General features: G+C 62.4%; 12 protein-coding genes. 5 read left to right on the top strand and 7 right to left on the bottom strand.

The genetic code is table 11. The features are described 5' to 3' along the window. Positions 1-90: 90 nt before the first annotated feature. The 6 genes from ntrC to glnA all read right to left on the bottom strand — a co-directional run bounded on the left by ntrC (position 91) and on the right by glnA (position 6,159). Positions 91-1,527, bottom strand: coding sequence for a nitrogen regulation protein NR(I) (gene ntrC / locus BLP99_RS21170; RefSeq protein WP_072397927.1), 1,437 nt, complete (start codon positions 1,525-1,527; stop codon positions 91-93). Further along, entirely contained in the window at positions 1,524-2,609 is a 1,086-nt protein-coding gene (gene glnL, locus BLP99_RS21165) for a nitrogen regulation protein NR(II) (RefSeq protein ID WP_072397928.1), read from the bottom strand. The genes ntrC and glnL overlap by 4 nt, the downstream gene beginning before the upstream one ends. Positions 2,610-2,840: 231 nt before the next feature. Next, entirely contained in the window at positions 2,841-3,461 is a 621-nt protein-coding gene (locus tag BLP99_RS21160; protein WP_072397929.1) for a DUF4124 domain-containing protein, read from the bottom strand. Then, entirely contained in the window at positions 3,458-3,976 is a 519-nt protein-coding gene (locus BLP99_RS21155; protein WP_072397930.1) for a DUF4124 domain-containing protein, read from the bottom strand. Before BLP99_RS21155 ends, BLP99_RS21160 begins: the two co-directional genes overlap by 4 nt. A 104-nt stretch (positions 3,977-4,080) precedes the next feature. After that, positions 4,081-4,635 carry a chorismate mutase gene (locus tag BLP99_RS21150; protein WP_072398016.1) on the bottom strand — a complete coding sequence of 185 codons (555 nt, stop codon included), beginning with the start codon at positions 4,633-4,635 and terminating at the stop codon, positions 4,081-4,083. A 117-nt stretch (positions 4,636-4,752) separates the two neighbouring features. Continuing rightward, entirely contained in the window at positions 4,753-6,159 is a 1,407-nt protein-coding gene (gene glnA / locus BLP99_RS21145) for a type I glutamate--ammonia ligase (RefSeq protein WP_072397931.1), read from the bottom strand. A 327-nt stretch (positions 6,160-6,486) separates the two neighbouring features. On the opposite strand from glnA, the gene thiI reads away from it, so the two are divergent. Both thiI and typA read left to right on the top strand, forming a co-directional pair. Beyond that, positions 6,487-7,941 (top strand): tRNA uracil 4-sulfurtransferase ThiI, encoded by a 1,455-nt coding sequence (gene thiI / locus BLP99_RS21135; protein ID WP_092181655.1) that lies wholly within the window; start codon positions 6,487-6,489, stop codon positions 7,939-7,941. 138 nt (positions 7,942-8,079) lie between these two features. Continuing rightward, positions 8,080-9,900, top strand: coding sequence for a translational GTPase TypA (gene typA / locus BLP99_RS21130; protein WP_053147843.1), 1,821 nt, complete (start codon positions 8,080-8,082; stop codon positions 9,898-9,900). A gap of 144 nt (positions 9,901-10,044) precedes the next feature. On the opposite strand, the gene BLP99_RS21125 is transcribed toward typA, so the two are convergent. Then, on the bottom strand, positions 10,045-10,482 hold the full coding sequence (locus tag BLP99_RS21125) for a YkgJ family cysteine cluster protein (protein WP_072398017.1): 438 nt from the start codon (positions 10,480-10,482) through the stop codon (positions 10,045-10,047). Between the two features lie 256 nt (positions 10,483-10,738). Here BLP99_RS21125 and BLP99_RS21120 point away from each other — a divergent pair, with 256 nt between their 5' ends. The 3 genes from BLP99_RS21120 (at position 10,739) to BLP99_RS21110 (ending at position 18,489) form a co-directional block, all read left to right on the top strand. After that, positions 10,739-13,189, top strand: coding sequence for a glycogen/starch/alpha-glucan phosphorylase (locus BLP99_RS21120; protein WP_072397933.1), 2,451 nt, complete (start codon positions 10,739-10,741; stop codon positions 13,187-13,189). Positions 13,190-13,480: 291 nt separating this feature from the next. After that, positions 13,481-17,116 (top strand): DUF2339 domain-containing protein, encoded by a 3,636-nt coding sequence (locus tag BLP99_RS21115; protein WP_092181652.1) that lies wholly within the window; start codon positions 13,481-13,483, stop codon positions 17,114-17,116. Beyond that, positions 17,113-18,489 carry a DUF3999 domain-containing protein gene (locus BLP99_RS21110; protein WP_072397935.1) on the top strand — a complete coding sequence of 459 codons (1,377 nt, stop codon included), beginning with the start codon at positions 17,113-17,115 and terminating at the stop codon, positions 18,487-18,489. The genes BLP99_RS21115 and BLP99_RS21110 overlap by 4 nt, the downstream gene beginning before the upstream one ends. Positions 18,490-18,598: the final 109 nt, after the last annotated feature.

The raw sequence follows: 18,598 nt of genomic DNA, 5'->3' as shown, positions 1-18,598 counted from the left end.
TGTTCACGAGCTCGCGAACACTGGAAATCCATCGTGGAGGCGAGGCTGCTCGCGATTAATCCTTGCGATCAGCCAATAGCAAGGCTTCGATCAGCCTTCTTCGCCGTCATCATCGTCCCCGCCATCCACTTTCATCCCCAATTCCTTGATCTTGCGAGTCAAGGTATTGCGGCCCCAGCCCAGGAGCACGGCGGCGTCGCGGCGGCGGCCAGCCGTATGCTTGAGGGCGGTTTCGATCATGATGCGCTCGAAGCTCGGCACGGCGCTGTCCAGCAGGCTCGACTGGCCACGGGTCAAGGCCTGGTCGGCCCATTGGCGCAGTGCCTGTTCCCAGTTGGTCACCGGTGCCGAGTCCTGTGGCAGGCTCAACAGTTCCGGTGGCAGGTCACCGATGTGCACTTCGCGCCCCGAGGCCATCACTGTGATCCAGCGGCAGGTGTTCTCCAACTGGCGAACGTTGCCAGGCCATGGCAGGTTCTTGAGGTATTCCTCGGTCTCGTTTTTCAGCAGCTTGGGTTCCACAGCCAGTTCCTGGGCCGCGCGGCTGAGGAAGTGCCTGGCCAGGGTCGGGATGTCTTCGCGACGATCCGCCAGGCGTGGAATGTGGATGCGAATCACGTTCAGGCGGTGGAACAGGTCTTCACGGAATTTTCCGGCGTGGACCAGGGTTTCCAGGTTCTGGTGGGTCGCGGCGATGATGCGCACATCCACCTTGACCGGCGTATGGCCGCCCACCCGATAGAATTCGCCGTCCGCCAGCACCCGCAGCAGGCGGGTCTGGGTGTCGGCCGGCATGTCGCCGATCTCGTCGAGGAACAGCGTGCCGCCGTCGGCTTGCTCGAAGCGCCCGCGACGAAGGTTCGCCGCGCCGGTGAATGCGCCTTTCTCATGACCGAACAGTTCGGACTCCATCAGGTCCTTGGGAATCGCCGCCATGTTCAGTGCGATGAACGGCGAGGCCGCCCGCGGGCTGTGGCGATGCAGGGCGTGGGCCACCAGTTCCTTACCGGTGCCCGATTCGCCATTGATCAGCACGGTGATGTTGGAATGGCTCAGGCGTCCGATGGCGCGGAAGACCTCCTGCATCGCCGGCGCTTCGCCGATGATTTCCGGCGTGCGGGCCAGGGCCGGTACTTCTTCCAGGCCCTGTTGTTCCTGGGCGTGCTGGTTGGCGCGCTTGACCAGCGAAACGGCCTCATCGACGTCGAACGGCTTGGGCAGGTATTCGAAGGCACCACCCTGGTAGGAGGCCACCGCGCTGTCCAGGTCCGAATGGGCGGTCATGATGATCACCGGCAGTCGCGGGTGCTGTTCGCGAATGCGGGCCAGCAGGTCCAGGCCACTGGCGCCGGGCATGCGGATGTCGGAGATGATGACGTCCGGCTGCTGACGGGCCAGGCGGCTCATCACCCCATCGGCGCTGTCGAAGCTCTGGGTGGTCATGCCTTCCTGTTGCAAGGCTTTTTCCAGGACCCAGCGGATAGAACGGTCGTCATCGACGATCCACACGGTTTCACTACGGCTCATGTCGATGTGGCTCCTTGTTCCAGTGGCAGGAAGATCGAAAAGGTGGTGTGGCCGGGATGGCTCTCACACTCGATCAGGCCCTGATGCTGACTGATGATGTTCTGGGTAATGGCCAGGCCCAGCCCGGTACCGTCCGGGCGGCCGCTGACCATGGGAAAGAAGATGGTTTCCTGCAGCTCGGCGGGGATGCCCGGGCCGTTGTCGATGATTTCGATCTTGGTCACCAGGCGATGGCGCACATGGCCGATGGTGAACTGGCGCATGGCTCGGGTACGCAGGCTGATGCGGCCCAGGCGCAGCTCGTTCTGGCTGCTGATGGCCTGCATTGCATTGCGCACGATATTCAGCACGGCCTGGATCATTTGTTCGCGGTCGATCAGGACATCGGGAATGCTTGGGTCATAGTCGCGCACCAGTGTGATGCAGCCTTGGCTTTCGGCTTCCACCAGGCTGCCGACGCGCTCCAGCACTTCGTGGACGTTGCACATCGCCAGGGAGGGCAGCTTGTTGGAACCGAGCATGCGATCGACAAGGTTTCGCAGGCGGTCGGCTTCCTCGATGATGACGTTGGTGTAGTCCTTGAGGCTTTCGTCCGGCAGTTCCCGGGACAGCAACTGGGCTGCGCCGCGAATCCCGCCGAGCGGATTCTTGATTTCATGGGCCAGGCCACGCACCAGCATCTTGCTGGTTTCCTGCTTGGACAGCTGGGCTTCTTCCTTGGTGATACGCAACAGGCGATCACGGGGATGGACTTCCAGCAGCAACAAGGTCGCGCCGTTGTTCAGGATCGGCGTCACCGCGTAGTCCACGGTCAGTGTCTGTCCAGTCAATGCGGTGAGCATCGCTTCGCGCTTGGTGAACGGGTGAGCCTGTTCCACAGCCTGGCGCAGGGAATTGAGCGCCTCGGCGGATTCGGTGAACAGCTCGCTGATGAACTGCCCATGGCTGCGCTGGCCGCTGACAGCCAGGAGCATCTCCGCCGCCGGATTCATGTACTCGAGGCGCAGTTCGGCATCGAGCAGGATGGTCGCGGTGGTGAGATTGTCGAGTAGCAAGCGGTGTAAGGCGTCGCTAATGGTCATCAGGACCTCTTTTGAAGCGTAGCAAGCACGCGAATGACGCGCCGGTAACGGGAAAATGCAAAAAACAAACCAAGGCTCCGAAAAGAAGCGTTTAGAGCCTGAAACGGCCTATTTGCGCCCGATTGCGTGGCGTTCTGCCAGTTTTTCCGGGTACTTTCGAACCAAAATGGGTGGGAGCCTGGGTAAAGGTGCAACGTGTTGCACCAATATAGTGCGCAAGCCTTGGCAATGTTAGAAAAACGGCAGGATGCTGATTTCTTCCTTGGGCTTGTCGGCGAGGGGGCATTCGGGGCGCTGGCCATAGTCGGCCTTGGCGCAGGGTTTGATTCGACGTTTCTGCGCCAGGGACGTGCGCTGCATATGGAAGGGCTGGTTGGCGGTGCGTTCGACGATACGATCCTGCTCATCGAGGATTTCCACCGCCAGGTGATGAGTGCCTCGATCGATGTTGCTCAACGCGAACACCGGACTTGGCCCGGGTTCGCCAGTGGGTTGGCCGTCGAGCAGAAGGCGATAGCGGTGACCCTTTTTCAGTCCCGGCTCGCTTGTAGCCGTGACGATCAACTCTCCGGCGGTGCTGCGGATGGTGGCATCCGGTTCGGGAATCAGCAGGCGCAGCATCTCGTAGTGAAACAGCGGCTTTGGCGGCTCTTGCGACACCGCCGCCGGCGCCGTGCTGGAGGGTGGGGGTGGTATCCGGTTGCCGGGAGGCAGCTGGACCTTCTTCGCGTTGCCGGGTCGCGGCTGATCGGTGAAGACCCGATTCCCTTGCGCATCGATATAGGTGTAGACCTGCGCGAGCCCAGGCAGGGTGACCAGGGCGAGGCCTGCGGCGAGCGCCCAGCGGATCATGGCAGGTGCACCCGTTGTACCGTGAAGGTGACGGTGTCGCTCTGTTGCACGAGGCGCTCCCCGTCGATGACCTGGACCGCCAGGCTGTGCTCGCCTCGGTCGATATTCACCAGTTGCAGGCGCGGTACGTTCGTTGGCTGGCCGTAGGGCTGGCCGTCCAGCAGCAACCGGAACAGATGAGGGCTTTGCAGGCGCGGTCGGGCCCGGACGCCCACGGTGAAGGTGCCGTTGTTGGCACGCAGGGCTTCTTCGGTGGGGATGTCGGTCAGCTCCAGCACTTCGTAGGCCTGGCCAGGTTCCTCCCGCTCTGGGACGGGTGTCGGTGTGTCCGGGCTGGCGGGCGGCTGGCGTTCGATACTGTTGAGCGGCGCCAGCTCCACCGTCTGGGCCGGAATGCCTTGGGGCGGCTGGTTGCTGTAGGCGGTGTTGCCATTGGCATCGGTGTACTTGTAGATCTGTGCGGCGGCAGGCAACGCCAACAGCAAGAACAGGATGATTGAAAAACCACGCCCCATAAGATCGACCGAAAACTGAAAGTATTGAGTTGCAGCATAGGTCAGGGAGGGGCATTGGCCCAAGTTGTTGCGCGCGACCTCCTGTGGGATCGGTGTCGTTTGTCTTAGGTTTTCGGGGCGATGCACAGCTGCGCGGTCGCGCGGATCAGGGCGAGTCGTTGCACGGGATGCTGCTTGTTGTGGTGGGTGGCGCGGGCCAGCCATTGCGGGCACTGCGGGTCGGTGCGGTAGGGGGCGAAGTCGGCCAGTTGCTGCAACAGGCGTTTCTGCAGGCGGTCGAGCTGCGGGCGGATCTGTCCCGCCAGGTCCGGGCGCGGAAGGTCCGGGGCCTTGCCTTCCAGGGTCCAGTCGGACAAATCGATGTATTGCACCAGTTTGTTGGCTTCTATCTGGGCGGCAAAAAACGCTTCCACGGTCTCGCCCGACAGCTTGTAGGCCGGTGCCTGGGCGACGGCGGCGGCAATGACTTCGCGCTCGCGTTGGCGATCTTCCACAGGCTTGCCGCTGTCCCATTTGCTCAAGGCTACCTGGTTGGCGATGGCCAGGCGCTCGCCGATGGTATTGAGCAAGGGGGTGAGGGCATCGGGGGCGGCGGCTTCGACGGCGCTGGCGGACAGCGCGGCTGACAGGGCAAGGCACAATGTGACGCGGGAGGTCATGGCAGTCTCGTCTTCTGTGGGCGGCGGTTCATCATGCACGTAATTGGCGCCCATAAAAAAGGCCTTCCGAAGAAGGCCTCTTTTTCACTTCACGCCGCGTGTCGCGACGCTACCGGATCAGCAGCTGTAGTACAGCTCATACTCCAGTGGGTGTACGAAGGTGCGAACCTTGATTTCTTCTTCGCTCTTCAGTGCGATGTAGGCGTCGATGAAGTCATCGCTGAATACGCCGCCCTTGGTCAGGAACGCACGGCCCTTGTCCAGTTCTTCCAGGGCTTCTTTCAGGCTGCCGCAAACCTGTGGGATTTCCTTGGCCTCTTCAGGCGGCAGGTCATACAGGTTTTTGTCAGCGGCATCGCCAGGGTGGATCTTGTTCTGGATACCGTCCAGGCCGGCCATCATCAGAGCGGCGAAGGCCAGGTATGGGTTGGCAGCCGGATCCGGGAAGCGCGCTTCGATACGACGGGCTTTAGGGCTGTTGACGTAAGGAATACGGATCGAGGCGGAACGGTTGCGAGCCGAGTAGGCCAGCATTACCGGGGCTTCGAAGCCTGGTACCAGACGCTTGTAGGAGTTGGTCGACGGGTTGGTGAAGCCGTTCAGGGCCTTACCGTGCTTGATGATGCCGCCGATGAAGTACAGGGCGGTGTCCGACAGACCGGCATAGCCTTCGCCTGCGAAGGTGTTCTTGCCGTCCTTGGAGATCGACATGTGCACGTGCATGCCCGAACCGTTGTCGCCGTACAGAGGCTTCGGCATGAAGGTCGCGGTGCGGCCATAGGCGTCGGCAACGTTGTGTACGCAGTACTTCAGGGTCTGGACTTCGTCAGCCTTCTTCACCAGCGTGTTGAACTTCACGCCGATTTCGTTCTGGCCGGCAGTTGCCACTTCGTGGTGGTGAACTTCGACGGTCTGGCCCATTTCTTCCAGTGCGTTGCACATGGAGGTACGGATTTCGTGGTCGTGGTCGAACGGTGGAACCGGGAAGTAGCCGCCCTTGATGCCTGGACGGTGGCCTTTGTTGCCGCCTTCCACGTCCTGGTCGGTCATCCACGAACCCTGTTCGGAGAAGATCTTGAACATGGAGCCGGAGATGTCGGACTTGAACTTGACCGAGTCGAAGATGAAGAACTCAGGCTCAGGACCGAAGAATGCGGTGTCGCCGATGCCGGTGGACTTCAGGTATTCCTCGGCGCGGTGGGCGATGGCGCGTGGGTCGCGGTCATAACCTTGCATGGTCGAAGGTTCGATGATGTCGCAGACCAGGATCAGGGTCGGCTCTTCGGTGAATGGGTCCAGGACCGCGGTTTCGTCGTCCGGCATCAGGATCATGTCGGATGCTTCGATGCCTTTCCAGCCAGAGATGGAGGAGCCGTCGAACATCTTGCCGATTTCGAAGAAATCGTCATCCAGCGCATCACGGGCCGGCATGGTCACGTGATGTTGAGTGCCTTTGGTGTCAGTGAAGCGCAGATCAATCCACTTGACGTCATGATCTTTGATGAGTTGAACCGACTTCGACATATGTCCTCCGGGTGGCTTCGGGCGGTAATGGTGTGCCCTGAATATGGGTGATGCCGGCGCGAATACTCGGCCAAGGCAACCTGCCTCACAAGGGAGCAAATTGCATGCCAGTGCCCCAGCATGGGTTTTTTGCACCAAACCCACGCTTTCAGAGCCCTGTAATAGTAGATTGTCGGACAATAGCGCACCGTAATGTTGCGCTTGGTGATGCGAGCGACCCGTTTTGGTGCAGTGAAAACCATCTGCATATTAACTGGTTAAACCTTGAGCAATTTCCGCTATAATCCGCGCCCCCCTTTTTCGGCTGGCCGTTCGCGCGCTGTTTTCATGAAACTAATCGTCAAAGTCTTCCCCGAGATCACCATCAAGAGCCGCCCGGTCCGGACGCGTTTCATCCGCCAGCTGGCCAAGAACATTCGCGCCGTGCTCCGTGATCTGGACCCGGTCGTGGTGGTGAACGGCGTGTGGGACAATCTCGAGCTGGAAACCCGCGTCAGCGAGCCCCGGATCCTTAAGGAGATGACCGAACGCCTGAGCTGCATGCCGGGCATCGCGCATTTCCTGCAGGTGGACGAATATCCCCTGGGGGATTTCGACGACATCGTCGCCAAGTGCAAGCTCCACTACGGCGATGCGTTGGCCGGCAAGATCTTCTCGGTGCGCTGCAAGCGTGCCGGCAAGCACCCGTTCAGCTCGATGGACGTGGAGAAGTACGTCGGTAGCCGTCTGCGCCAGCAGTGCGGCGCTGCCGGTATTTCACTCAAAGAACCGCAGGTCGAAGTGCGTATCGAGATTCGCGACCAGCGGTTGTTCGTGATCCACAGCCAGCACGACAGTATCGGCGGCTATCCGTTGGGGGCGCTGGAACAGACGCTGGTCCTGATGTCCGGCGGCTTCGATTCCACCGTGGCGGCCTACCAGATCATGCGTCGCGGGTTGATGAGCCATTTCTGTTTCTTCAACCTCGGCGGGCGTGCCCATGAACTGGGCGTGATGGAAGTGGCGCACTTCATCTGGAAGAAGTACGGCAGCTCCCAACGCGTGCTATTTGTGAGCGTTCCGTTCGAGGAAGTCCTGGGCGAAATTCTCGGCAAAGTCGATAACAGTCATATGGGCGTCATTTTGAAGCGTATGATGTTGCGTGCCGCGTCCAGCATCGCCGACCGGCTGCATATCGATGCGCTGGTCACCGGCGAGGCGATTTCCCAGGTGTCGAGCCAGACGCTGCCGAACCTGTCGGTCATCGACTGTGTCACCGAGAAACTCGTGCTGCGCCCACTGATCGCCAGCCACAAGCAGGACATCATCGACACGGCCACCGCCATCGGCACCGCCGAATTTGCCCGGCACATGCCGGAGTACTGCGGGGTCATCTCGGTCAATCCGAAGACGGCCGCCAAGCGCGGGCGCGTGGAGCACGAAGAAAAAGAATTCGACATGGCGGTACTCGAGCGTGCGCTCGAAAACGCCAGGCTGGTTCCCATCGATCGGGTGATCGACGAATTGGGCCAGGACCTCCAGGTTGAAGAAGTCGGCGAAGCGCTGGCCGGTCAGATCGTCATCGACATCCGTCACCCGGATGAAGCTGAGGATGACCCGCTGAGCGTCGCCGGCGTCGAGGTAAAAACGATGCCGTTCTATGCAGTGAACGCGCGTTTCAAGGAACTGGACCCTACTCGCCAGTACCTGTTGTATTGCGGCAAAGGCGTGATGAGTCGCCTGCATGTTCACCATTTGCTCAGTGAGGGGCATGCCAATGTGCGCGTTTATCGACCGAGCTAAGTGCCCGGGGCTGTTTGCCTGTGGCCTGCGTCACCGGCCCCCCGACGCCGCCGACAGGCTGTAACGGCTTTGTCGGACTCAACGTAAATCGCTGCCACGACCTGTCAGCACACCGAATCCTCTGATCGAGATACACAAGTGATCGAAAATCTACGCAACATCGCCATCATCGCCCACGTTGACCATGGTAAGACCACCCTGGTAGACAAACTCTTGCGTCAATCCGGCACCCTGGAGCGCAACGAGCTCAACGACGAGCGCGTGATGGACTCCAACGACCAGGAAAAAGAGCGCGGTATTACCATCCTGGCGAAAAACACCGCCATCAACTGGAACGGTTACCACATCAACATCGTGGACACCCCCGGTCACGCCGACTTCGGTGGTGAAGTAGAGCGCGTCATGTCCATGGTCGACTCCGTGCTGCTGCTGGTGGACGCCCAGGACGGCCCTATGCCGCAAACCCGTTTCGTGACCAAGAAGGCCTTCGAAGCCGGTCTGAAGCCGATCGTCGTGATCAACAAGGTCGACCGTCCGGGCGCGCGTCCTGACTGGGTACTGGACCAGATCTTCGATCTGTTCGACAACCTGGGTGCCACCGACGAACAACTGGACTTCCAGGTCGTCTACGCCTCGGCCCTGAACGGCATCGCCGGCCTGGACCACACCGCCATGGCCGAAGACATGACCCCGCTGTACCAGTCGATCGTCGACAACGTCCCGGCGCCTGCCGTTGACCGTGACGGTCCGTTCCAGATGCAGATCTCGGCCCTGGACTACAACAGCTTCCTGGGTGTGATCGGCGTCGGTCGTATCGCCCGCGGTCGCATCAAGCCGAACACTCCGGTGGTGGCGATCGATGTCGACGGCAAGAAGCGCAACGGCCGTATCCTCAAGCTGATGGGTCACCACGGCCTGCACCGTGTGGACGTCGAAGAAGCCGCTGCCGGCGACATCGTCTGCATCAGCGGTTTCGAAGAGCTGTTCATCTCCGATACCCTGTGCGATCCAAACGCTGTCGAGGCGATGAAGCCACTGACCGTCGACGAGCCGACCGTTTCCATGACCTTCCAGGTCAACGACTCGCCATTCTGCGGCAAGGAAGGCAAGTTCGTGACCTCCCGCAACATCAAGGAGCGTCTGGACAAGGAGCTGCTCTACAACGTTGCACTGCGCGTTGAAGAAGGCGACTCGGCCGACAAGTTCAAGGTGTCCGGTCGCGGTGAACTGCACCTCTCGGTACTGATCGAAACCATGCGTCGCGAAGGCTTCGAAATGGCCGTAGGCCGTCCGGAAGTGATCATTCGTGTCGTTGACGGCGTCAAGCAGGAACCGTTCGAAAACGTCACCATCGACATCCCTGAGGAATCCCAGGGCAAGGTCATGGAAGAGATGGGCCTGCGTAAGGGCGACCTGACCAACATGTCCCCGGATGGCAAGGGCCGTGTACGCCTGGAATACAACATCCCGGCTCGTGGCCTGATCGGTTTCCGCAACCAGTTCCTGACCCTGACCAACGGTGCGGGCATCCTGACCTCGATCTTCGATCGCTACGACACCATGAAGTCCGGCCACATGTCCGGCCGTCAGAACGGTGTACTGGTATCGGTCGAGACCGGCAAGGCGCTGACCTACTCCCTGGAAACCCTCCAGGCGCGTGGCAAGCTGTTCGTCGAGCACGGCCAGGAAATCTACAACGGCCAGATCGTCGGTCTGAACAGCCGTGACAACGACCTGGGCGTCAACCCTACCAAGGGCAAGAAGCTCGACAACATGCGTGCTTCGGGCAAGGACGAAACCATCGCCCTGGTTCCACCTGTTCGCTTCACCCTGGAACAGGCCCTGGAATTCATCCAGGACGACGAACTGTGCGAAGTGACGCCGAAGTCGATTCGTCTGCGCAAGAAGATCCTGGACGAAGGCGAGCGTACCCGCGCTGCCAAGAAAGCCAAGGCTTGATCGTCTAGCCCAGGCTGAATGAAAAACGCCCCCGGTCGTGAGATCGGGGGCGTTTTTTTGTGCCCGGGATTTGTGGGATGCCTTGAGACCCCTATCGCGAGCTTGCTCGCGATAGCGGCGGCTCAGGCGCCACAAACCGCCAGATCAAAAGCGATCCAGCGTCCGCGGATTGCGCTCGCGCTCCACTTCCTTGGGTTTGTAGGCGCAATAGCCCGGCCGTGGCCCAATTCGCGGATGGTTGCGGCAGGTGTCCGGGCGCTTCTCGTAAATGGTGCACAAGCGGCTTTTACGGTCCAGATACAGGCAATCGTTGTTGCTCATGCGCTGGAGCGTGAAAATCTCGGACTTCTGGTTGTAGCGCTCGACGATCCCTTCCTTTTGCAGGCGCTTGGCGATGTTCTTCGGTGGGTCGCCCAGTTCGAACTCATCGACGATGCCGATCCGGATCAGGTCCTTGATCTTGACCTCGACCGGTAGTGTGCAGCAGCTCGACACGCAGGAACCGCACATCGGGGCCGAATACCGGGCCCAGGTATCGAGTCGGTCGATCTCCGCGGCGGCGATCAGGTTGGGCTTCATCATCAGGGTGTACCAGCATGCGTCAGGGCGCGCGATCATACCGGGACTGGTGAAATTTTGAACGACCATCCGCCGTTTTTTTTCGATTTCAAGAAACCCTTCCGACAGCGGCACGGCCCCTGCATTCATTCGTCCATCCGGCAGTTCCCTGACGGCAATTCTCCGACACTTGGGGAAAAACCACCGAACCAAGCGCCTTGACCGTCTGTCAGACCGTCTAGGCTCAGACAATTCCATGTCCGTTCGAGGTCTTAATTCCATGACTCAAGAACCACTTGTTCGCGAAGCTGAAGTCGCTGCGTTTCGCGACGCCGTGTTGACCAAACTCACTTATGCCGTCGGCAAGGACCCCGATCATGCGTTTGATCACGACTGGTTCGAAGCCATTGCCCTCGCCGCCCGCGACCATATGGTCGATCACTGGATGGACCATACGCGACAGATCTATCGCAAGGGCCAGAAGCGGGTCTATTACCTCTCCCTGGAATTTTTGATCGGCCGCTTGCTGTATGACAGCCTGAGCAACCTCGGCCTGCTGGACACTGCGCGCGAAGCCCTGACCGAGCTGGGCGTGGACCTGGAGCGCATTCGTTTGCTCGAGCCCGACGCGGCGCTCGGCAACGGCGGTCTCGGCCGATTGGCGGCATGCTTCATGGAAAGCATGTCGACCCTGGGTATTGCCGGCCATGGCTATGGCATCCGGTATGAGCACGGCCTGTTCCGCCAGGCCGTGGTGGACGGCTGGCAGCAGGAGCAGACCGAGCACTGGCTGGATTTCGGCAACCCCTGGGAGTTCGAACGGCCGGAGGTGGTTTATACGATCGGCTTCGGCGGCAGTGTCGAGACCGTCACTGACGACACCGGCAAGACCCGGCAAGTCTGGTCCCCGGGAGAAACCGTACGGGCCATCGCCTACGACACCCCCGTGGTGGGCTGGCGCGGCGCCAGCGTCAACACCCTGCGTCTGTGGCGCGCCCGTGCCATGGAAGAGTTGCACCTGGAACGCTTCAACGCCGGCGACCACCTGGGCGCGGTGGCGGAAGTGGCCCGGGCCGAAAGTATTTCCCGGGTGCTGTACCCGGCCGACAGCACTGAGGCCGGCCAGGAACTGCGCCTGCGCCAGGAATATTTCTTCGTCGCCGCCTCGCTGCAAGACCTGCTGCGTCGTCATCGCAACATGCACACCTCGGTGCTGACCCTGGGCGACCATGCGGCGATCCAGCTCAACGACACCCACCCGTCCATCGCCGTGGCCGAGCTGATGCGCCAGTTGGTGGACGTCTATGACGTGGCGTGGGATGCGGCCTGGCAGATCACCCAGGACACGCTGTCCTACACCAACCACACACTGTTGCCCGAGGCCCTGGAAACCTGGCCGGTGGGCCTGATGGAACGCATGCTGCCGCGGCACATGCAGATCATCTATCTGATCAATGCCCAGCACATCGACTCGTTGCGGGCCAAGGGCATACACGACTTCGACGTACTGCGCTCGGTTTCGCTGATCGAAGAGGACAACGGTCGCCGTGTGCGCATGGGCAACCTGGCGTTCCTCGGCTCCCATAGCGTCAACGGCGTGTCCGGGCTGCACACGCAACTGATGCGCAGCACGGTGTTCTCGGAGTTGCACAAGCTCTATCCGGAGCGGATCAACAACAAGACCAACGGCATCACCTTCCGCCGCTGGCTGTTCCAGGCCAACGCCGAGCTGACATCGATGATGGTGGACGCCCTCGGGCCGAGCGTGCTCGACAATCCCGAGGAGCGCCTGATCGAGCTGGAGCCGTTCGCCGACAAGCAGGCGTTCCGCAAACAATTCGCCGAGCAGCGCCTGCACAGCAAGAAGGCCCTGGCGTACCTGATCCACGAGCGGTTGGGGATCGCCGTGAACCCGTCGGCGATGTTCGACGTGCAGGTCAAGCGGATCCATGAATACAAGCGTCAGTTGCTCAATCTGCTGCATACCGTGGCGCTGTACCAGGCGATCCGCGCCGAGCCGGAGGTGGACTGGGTACCCCGCGTGAAGATCTTCGCCGGCAAGGCCGCCGCCAGTTATCACCAGGCCAAGCTGATCATCAAGCTGACCAACGACATCGCCCGGGTGGTGAACAACGACCCGACGGTGCGCGGTCTGCTCAAGGTGGTATTCCTGCCCAACTACAACGTCAGCCTGGCCGAGAGCATCATCCCGGCGGCGGACTTGTCGGAGCAGATTTCCACCGCCGGTTTCGAGGCGTCGGGCACCAGCAACATGAAGTTCGGCCTCAATGGCGCGCTGACCATCGGTACGATGGACGGCGCCAACGTCGAGATGCACGAGCGCGTGGGTGGCGAGCACATGTTCATTTTCGGCCTGACAGCCGAGCAGGTGGAAGCCCGCAAGCGCAACGGCGAGTTCAGCGCAGCGCCGGACATCGCCGCATCCCATCGTCTCAACGACGTCTTGCAGGCGATCCGTGGCGGGGTGTTCTCACCGGACGATCCAATGCGCTACGCCGGGCTGGTGGATTCGCTGGTGGACTATGACCGGTTCCTGGTCTGCGCCGATTTCGATGCGTACTGGAACGCCCAGGCCAAGGTCGAGGAGCGTTGGCACGACTCCAAGCAATGGTGGCGCTCGGCAGTGCTTAACACGGCACGCATGGGCTGGTTCTCCTCCGACCGCACCATCCGTGAGTACGCCACCGATATCTGGAAAGCACTGGAATAGGCCTGGCTTCCAGAAATGTGAGCGAAGCCCAACGGCGGCTGGGCTTCGTCGATATACTAGGCGCCAGTTTCGCCGGGCTGTGTGGCCGGGCTCAGTCATTGGCAGCGATAACAATCCGATGTGGGAGCGAGCTTGCTCGCGATAGCGGTGTGTCAGTCAACCTGATGGTGTCTGTCATGCCGCTATCGCGAGCAAGCTCGCTCCCACAGGGTTTGTGCCCTTCCACTAGACTGATCCAGGCATCGCATCACCCCGGTCATGCCCGCAACGGGCCGCTTAGGGATATCGACCATGCAATGGATCTTGACGTTGTTGGGCCTGGCACTGGGCTGGGTGGTGGATGAGTCGCTGGCCGACGCGCTGATAGGCGGGTTGCTGGGGCTTGGCATCGCCCAGGGTGTCCGGCTGAGCCGTCTCGGCACCCAGGCCGCCAAGCAACAGAGCTTGCTGCAGGACGCCCAGAAAAACCTGCTGACACTGGAGGCCCGTCTGGCGCTGCTGGAGCGTGGCCCCGTTGCCGCGCCGAGCGAACCGACGCCAGCACCGCAGGTCGTAGTGGCCGAGGCGCCGAAACCCGAAGTGCGGACGCAACCCACACCAGAGCCGGAGCCGGAGCTGGTCTGGGAACTGCCGCCTGACCTTGCGCCCACTCCCGCGATGGCCGGCACACAAGCCAGCCAACCTTTGCCCGACGACCTCTGGCGTCCGGCGCCAACGGTGTCCAGGCGCGAAGCGCGCCGACAGGAAACCCTGGAAACGAAGGTTGTTGAACCCACTGCGCCCCGTGGCCCGAATTTCATCGAGCGGGCCATGGCGGGGGCGCGAAACTGGCTGTTCGGCGGCAATACCGTGTTGCGGGTCGGTGTGGTGCTGTTATTCCTCGGCCTGGCGTTCCTGCTGCGTTATGCCACCGAAGGCATGGTGGTGCCGATCGAGCTGCGTTACGCCGGCGTCGCAGCCAGTGCGCTGGGCTTGTTGGCCCTCGGCTGGTGGTTGCGCCAGCGCAACAGCAACTACGCCTTGATGCTCCAGGGCACCGGCATCGCGGTGCTGTACCTGACGGTGTTCGCCGCCATGCGCCTGCACCCGCTGCTCGACTCGAAGGCGGCGCTGGGCTTGCTGGTGGCGGTGACGGTGTTCTCGGCGATCCTGGCGGTCACCCAGAACGCCATGGGCCTGGCCGCAGCGGCCGCCCTGGGTGGTTTTGCCGCGCCGATCCTGACCTCCACTGGCAGTGGCAATCACGTTGCGCTATTCAGCTATTTCATCCTGCTCAACACCGGCATCCTGGCCATTGCCTGGTTCAAGGCCTGGCGCCTGCTCAACCTGATCGGCTTTGTCGGCACCTTCGGCATCGGTGTCGCCTGGGGCCTGCGCTCCTACACGCCGGAGCTGTTCTGGAGTACCGAGCCGTTCCTGATCGTGTTCTTCCTGATGTACCTGGCGATCGGCCTGCTGTTCACTCGTCGCAAATTGCTGGAAACCGCAGGCGCGCCTGAGGATGAGAGTCGCGAGGCGTTGCTGCGCTGGTCGGCGCGCAAGGGCGATTACGTGGACGGCACGATGCTGTTCGGTCCGCCGCTGGTGGGTTTCGGCCTGCAATACGCCCTGGTGCAGCACCTGGAGCTCGCCGCGGCGTTCAGCGCCCTGGCCCTGGGTGCGATCTACATGGGGCTGGCGCGGGTATTGATGGGCGGGCGAGCCTTGCTGCTGGCTGAAACCTGCCTGGCCCTGGGGGTGATTTTCGCCAGCCTGGCGATTCCCCTGGGGCTCGACGCCCGCTGGACTTCGGCGGCCTGGGCCGTGGAAGGCGCCGGGATCTTCTGGTTGGGGTTGCGTCAGCAACGACCACTGGCCAGGGCCTTTGCCTTGTTGCTGCAACTGGGGGCGGCACGTGCCTTCCTCGGCGAGGTGAGCCTTGGCGAAAGCAGCCTGCTCGATGCGCCTGCGCTGGGCAGCCTGATGATCGGTGGCGCCTTGCTGTTCAGCTTCCTTCAGTTGCGCAAGGCGGATCCCGCGCACACCCACGCCTGGGAGCGCCAGGGCCAGTCGGTGCTGGCGGTGTTGGGCCTGGGTTTCCTCTATCTGCTGGCCCCGTTGTTTTTCTTCACCCATGGCACCGCCATCGCCTGGGCATTGGCCGGCCTTGTGACGCTGTTCGTCGGCCTGCGCCTGCAATCGCGCAGCTTCCTGTTCACGGCGTTCGCCGTGCAACTGCTGGGCGGCGCGCTGTTCCTGATGCGCCTGCGCGGCGCCGAAGGGGACTCGGCGGCGGTGTTCGATGCCGGCTGGAGCGGTTTGCTCAGCGCCTCCCTGATCGGTCTGGCGTTGATCGGCGGCATGTTGCTGGCGGCCCGCGACGACATGGTGCGCAGGGACGTCCGGTTGTTGCGCGGCCTGTCGGTCGTGCTGCTGGCGGGGCTGGTGCTGATCAACCTGGCCGTGCTGTTTGTCCTGCCCTGGCAGACGGCGAGCGGGGTATGGGCCGCCAGCGGCCTGCTGATCATCTGGCTGAGCCTGTACCTCAAGCAGCGCATGAGTTTTGTCTTCGGCCTGCTGTTGCAACTGGTGGGCGGCGCGGCGTTCCTGATGGCGGGGCCGGCCTTGCTGGGTCCGCTCGACGCCGAGGATCTGCGCCCTCTGGCCCACAGTGGCTTCTGGACGCCAATGGTGCTGGGGTTGGCGGCGCTGATCGGTGCATGGCGGCTGCAGCGGGATCGATCGGGCACGGCATTCGATGCCTTGAATTTGCAGCGCCTGTCCGAATTGCTGCTGGTCTGGGGCGCCGGCTGGTGGGCCCTGGCGTGGGTCAGCGAAGTGCTGCGCTTCGCCCCGGCGAACCTGCAGGGCAGCCTGCTGTTGATCGTCGCAGCGCTGAGCGTGGCGGTATGGACCGTCCTGTCGCAGCGTTTGAAATGGCCGGCGCTGGGGCTGCTGTGCACCTTGCTGGTCCCTGCGGCGGGCTGTGTGTTGGTTGCGACCTGGCACAGCCGCTATCACCCGGCGGCAGACTACGGCTGGTTGGCCTGGCTGCTGGTGTTCGGCGTGCATTTCCTTTCCCTGAAGCGCCTGGCCACGATGCTGCCGACCCAGGTGCGCAGTACCGCCCATGTGCTCGGTTGCTGGCTGTCGATCGGCGTGCTGGCGTTGCAACTGCGTTACGGCCTGCTGTTGTTGTCCGAGCAGTACAACGCTTGGCGCTGGCTGGGTTGGGCGATTCTGCCGAGCCTGTACCTGGTCCTGATGGCCGCGCCACGCGCCTGGCCGTGGCCAGTCTCGGCCCAGCCGCGCGAATACCGTGTCTACGCGGCGGCGCCCCTGGCCCTGCTGATGCTGGGCTGGTTCTGGCTGGCCAATACCTTCAGCGACGGCACCGCCGAACCCTTGCCTTATGTACCGCTGCTCAACCCTCTGGAGCTGGGCCTGCTGTTCGCATTGTTCGGCGTCTACGTGTGGTCCCGCAGCGCAGTGGCGCAACTGGCGATCCGCTGGGCCCATGCCGGGCAGGTGGCGCAGTTGGTCGCCGGGGTGTCGCTGTTCGATTTCTTCACGGCGGTGGTGATGCGCAGCGCCCACCATTGGCTGGACGTACCGTTCGAACTGGATGCGCTGCTCGAATCCATGTTCGTGCAGGCCGGCTTGTCTATCGTCTGGACGCTGATCGCCCTGGGCCTGATGATTGGCGGGCACCTGCGGCATCGGCGCGAGGTGTGGCTGATCGGTGCGGCGTTGATTGCCGTGGTGGTGGCCAAGCTGTTCTTTGTCGAATTGAGTAACCGTGGCGGTCTGGCGCGGATCGTGTCGTTTATCGGTGTGGGTGTGCTGTTGCTGGTAGTGGGCTACTTCGCGCCACTGCCGCCCAAGCGTCCGGAAACGGTTCCGCCGACCGAGCCGCCGATGCCTGTCAGTGGGGGAGTGTCATCTTGAGTCGCAAGTTGAGTCGGATCGGGCTGGGAGTGGTGGGGTTGTGGGCGACATTGTCGGTCGTGGCCCAGGAGAGGCCAGCGGACTTCGCCCACCAGGTGCCACTGGCCTTGAGCGGTGAGGGCCCTTGGTATCGTCTTCCGTTGCCCCTGGAGGTCCAGTTGCAGGCGCGCCAGACCGACCTGAGCGACCTGCGGGTATTCAACGCGGCCGGGCAGGCCCAGGCTTATGCCCTGGTTCGCGAAACCGCCCAGAGCCGGGAAAACCGGACCCTGACCGAGGTGAAGTGGTTTCCCCTGTACAACGCCGCCGATGACAACGAGCGTGCGCCCAGCGTGCGGGTGCAATCGAACGCCAATGGCACGCTGGTGGAAGTCCAGCCGTCCAGCCGCCTCGAAGCAGGGGAGGAGGAACTGCGCGGCTGGCTGTTGGACGCCAGCGCGATCAAGGCGCCCCTGCAGCAACTGATCCTGGACTGGACCAGTGAGCGCGACGGCTTCCAGCGGTTCACCATCGAGGCCAGCGACGATCTGCAGAACTGGCAATCATGGGGCGAAGGCCAGGTGGCACGATTGACCTTCGCCGATGAGCGGGTCGAGCAGCATGAGGTGAGCCTGCCGGGGCAATCGGCCCGTTACCTGCGATTGCTGTGGGAGTCGCCGTCATCGGCCCCGGTGCTGACCTCGGCGCAGTTGCAAAGCACCCGCCAGGAAAACCTGCCGCTGCCCTTGGCCTGGTCGCAACCGCTGGCCGGCAGCACTGCCAAGGCCGGTGAATATACCTGGCAGTTGCCCATGGGACTGGACATCGAACAAGTGCAGGTGGAACTGAGCCAGGCCAACAGCCTGGCGCCGGTGATCCTGGCCGGTCGGCGCGAGAGCAGCCATCCGTGGCAGCCGCTGGGCAGTGGCTTGCTGTATCGCCTGACCCAGAACGGCCAGGATGTGGTGCAGGACCAACTGCAGCTCGACGGCCAGACCGTTCAGCAATTGAAGCTGACAGTCGATGAGCGCGGCGGTGGCCTGGGCGACAAGGCACCGGCGTTGCGCTTTGCGGTGCGCCCCAGTCAGGTGGTGTTCCTGGCGCGTGGAGAAGGTCCCTTCAGTCTGGCGCTGGGCAGTGCCACCGTGAAGGCGGCCAACCTGCCCTTGACGACACTGGTGCCGGATTACCGTCCCGCGCGCCTGGCGACCCTGGGGACGGCAACGGTGAATGGCACGGTCCGCGCCATCCCCGCCGCTGCAACCGCGACCACCCCGGCCCCGGTCGAGACCAACTGGAAGAAGATCGGCCTGTGGGCGGTGTTGCTGCTCAGCGTATTGTTCCTCGCGGCGATGGCCTTCAGTCTGCTGCGCAAACCGCCGGTCAAGAGCTGAGGTGCGTTGATCGCGAGCAAGCTCGCTCCCACAATAGACCGCGTTCGTCGAAACAACTCAGTCAACTGTGGGAGCGAGCTCGCTCGCGATGGCGTTCTCTCAATCGTCA

It is taken from the genome of Pseudomonas sp. NFACC32-1, from assembly GCF_900101215.1.
Classification (GTDB): Bacteria; Pseudomonadota; Gammaproteobacteria; order Pseudomonadales; family Pseudomonadaceae; genus Aquipseudomonas.
The sequence above is the reverse complement of the archived record's forward strand: the minus strand, read 5'-3'. Positions and strand labels throughout refer to the sequence as shown.

Coding starts and splice junctions, on each gene's coding strand:
- ntrC (WP_072397927.1), bottom strand. CDS start 1,527: ATGAGCCGTAGTGAAACCGTGTGGATCGTCGATGACGACCGTTCTATC.
- glnL (WP_072397928.1), bottom strand. CDS start 2,609: ATGACCATTAGCGACGCCTTACACCGCTTGCTACTCGACAATCTCACC.
- BLP99_RS21160 (WP_072397929.1), bottom strand. CDS start 3,461: ATGATCCGCTGGGCGCTCGCCGCAGGCCTCGCCCTGGTCACCCTGCCT.
- BLP99_RS21155 (WP_072397930.1), bottom strand. CDS start 3,976: ATGGGGCGTGGTTTTTCAATCATCCTGTTCTTGCTGTTGGCGTTGCCT.
- BLP99_RS21150 (WP_072398016.1), bottom strand. CDS start 4,635: ATGACCTCCCGCGTCACATTGTGCCTTGCCCTGTCAGCCGCGCTGTCC.
- glnA (WP_072397931.1), bottom strand. CDS start 6,159: ATGTCGAAGTCGGTTCAACTCATCAAAGATCATGACGTCAAGTGGATT.
- thiI (WP_092181655.1), top strand. CDS start 6,487: ATGAAACTAATCGTCAAAGTCTTCCCCGAGATCACCATCAAGAGCCGC.
- BLP99_RS21125 (WP_072398017.1), bottom strand. CDS start 10,482: ATGATGAAGCCCAACCTGATCGCCGCCGCGGAGATCGACCGACTCGAT.
- BLP99_RS21120 (WP_072397933.1), top strand. CDS start 10,739: ATGACTCAAGAACCACTTGTTCGCGAAGCTGAAGTCGCTGCGTTTCGC.
- BLP99_RS21115 (WP_092181652.1), top strand. CDS start 13,481: ATGCAATGGATCTTGACGTTGTTGGGCCTGGCACTGGGCTGGGTGGTG.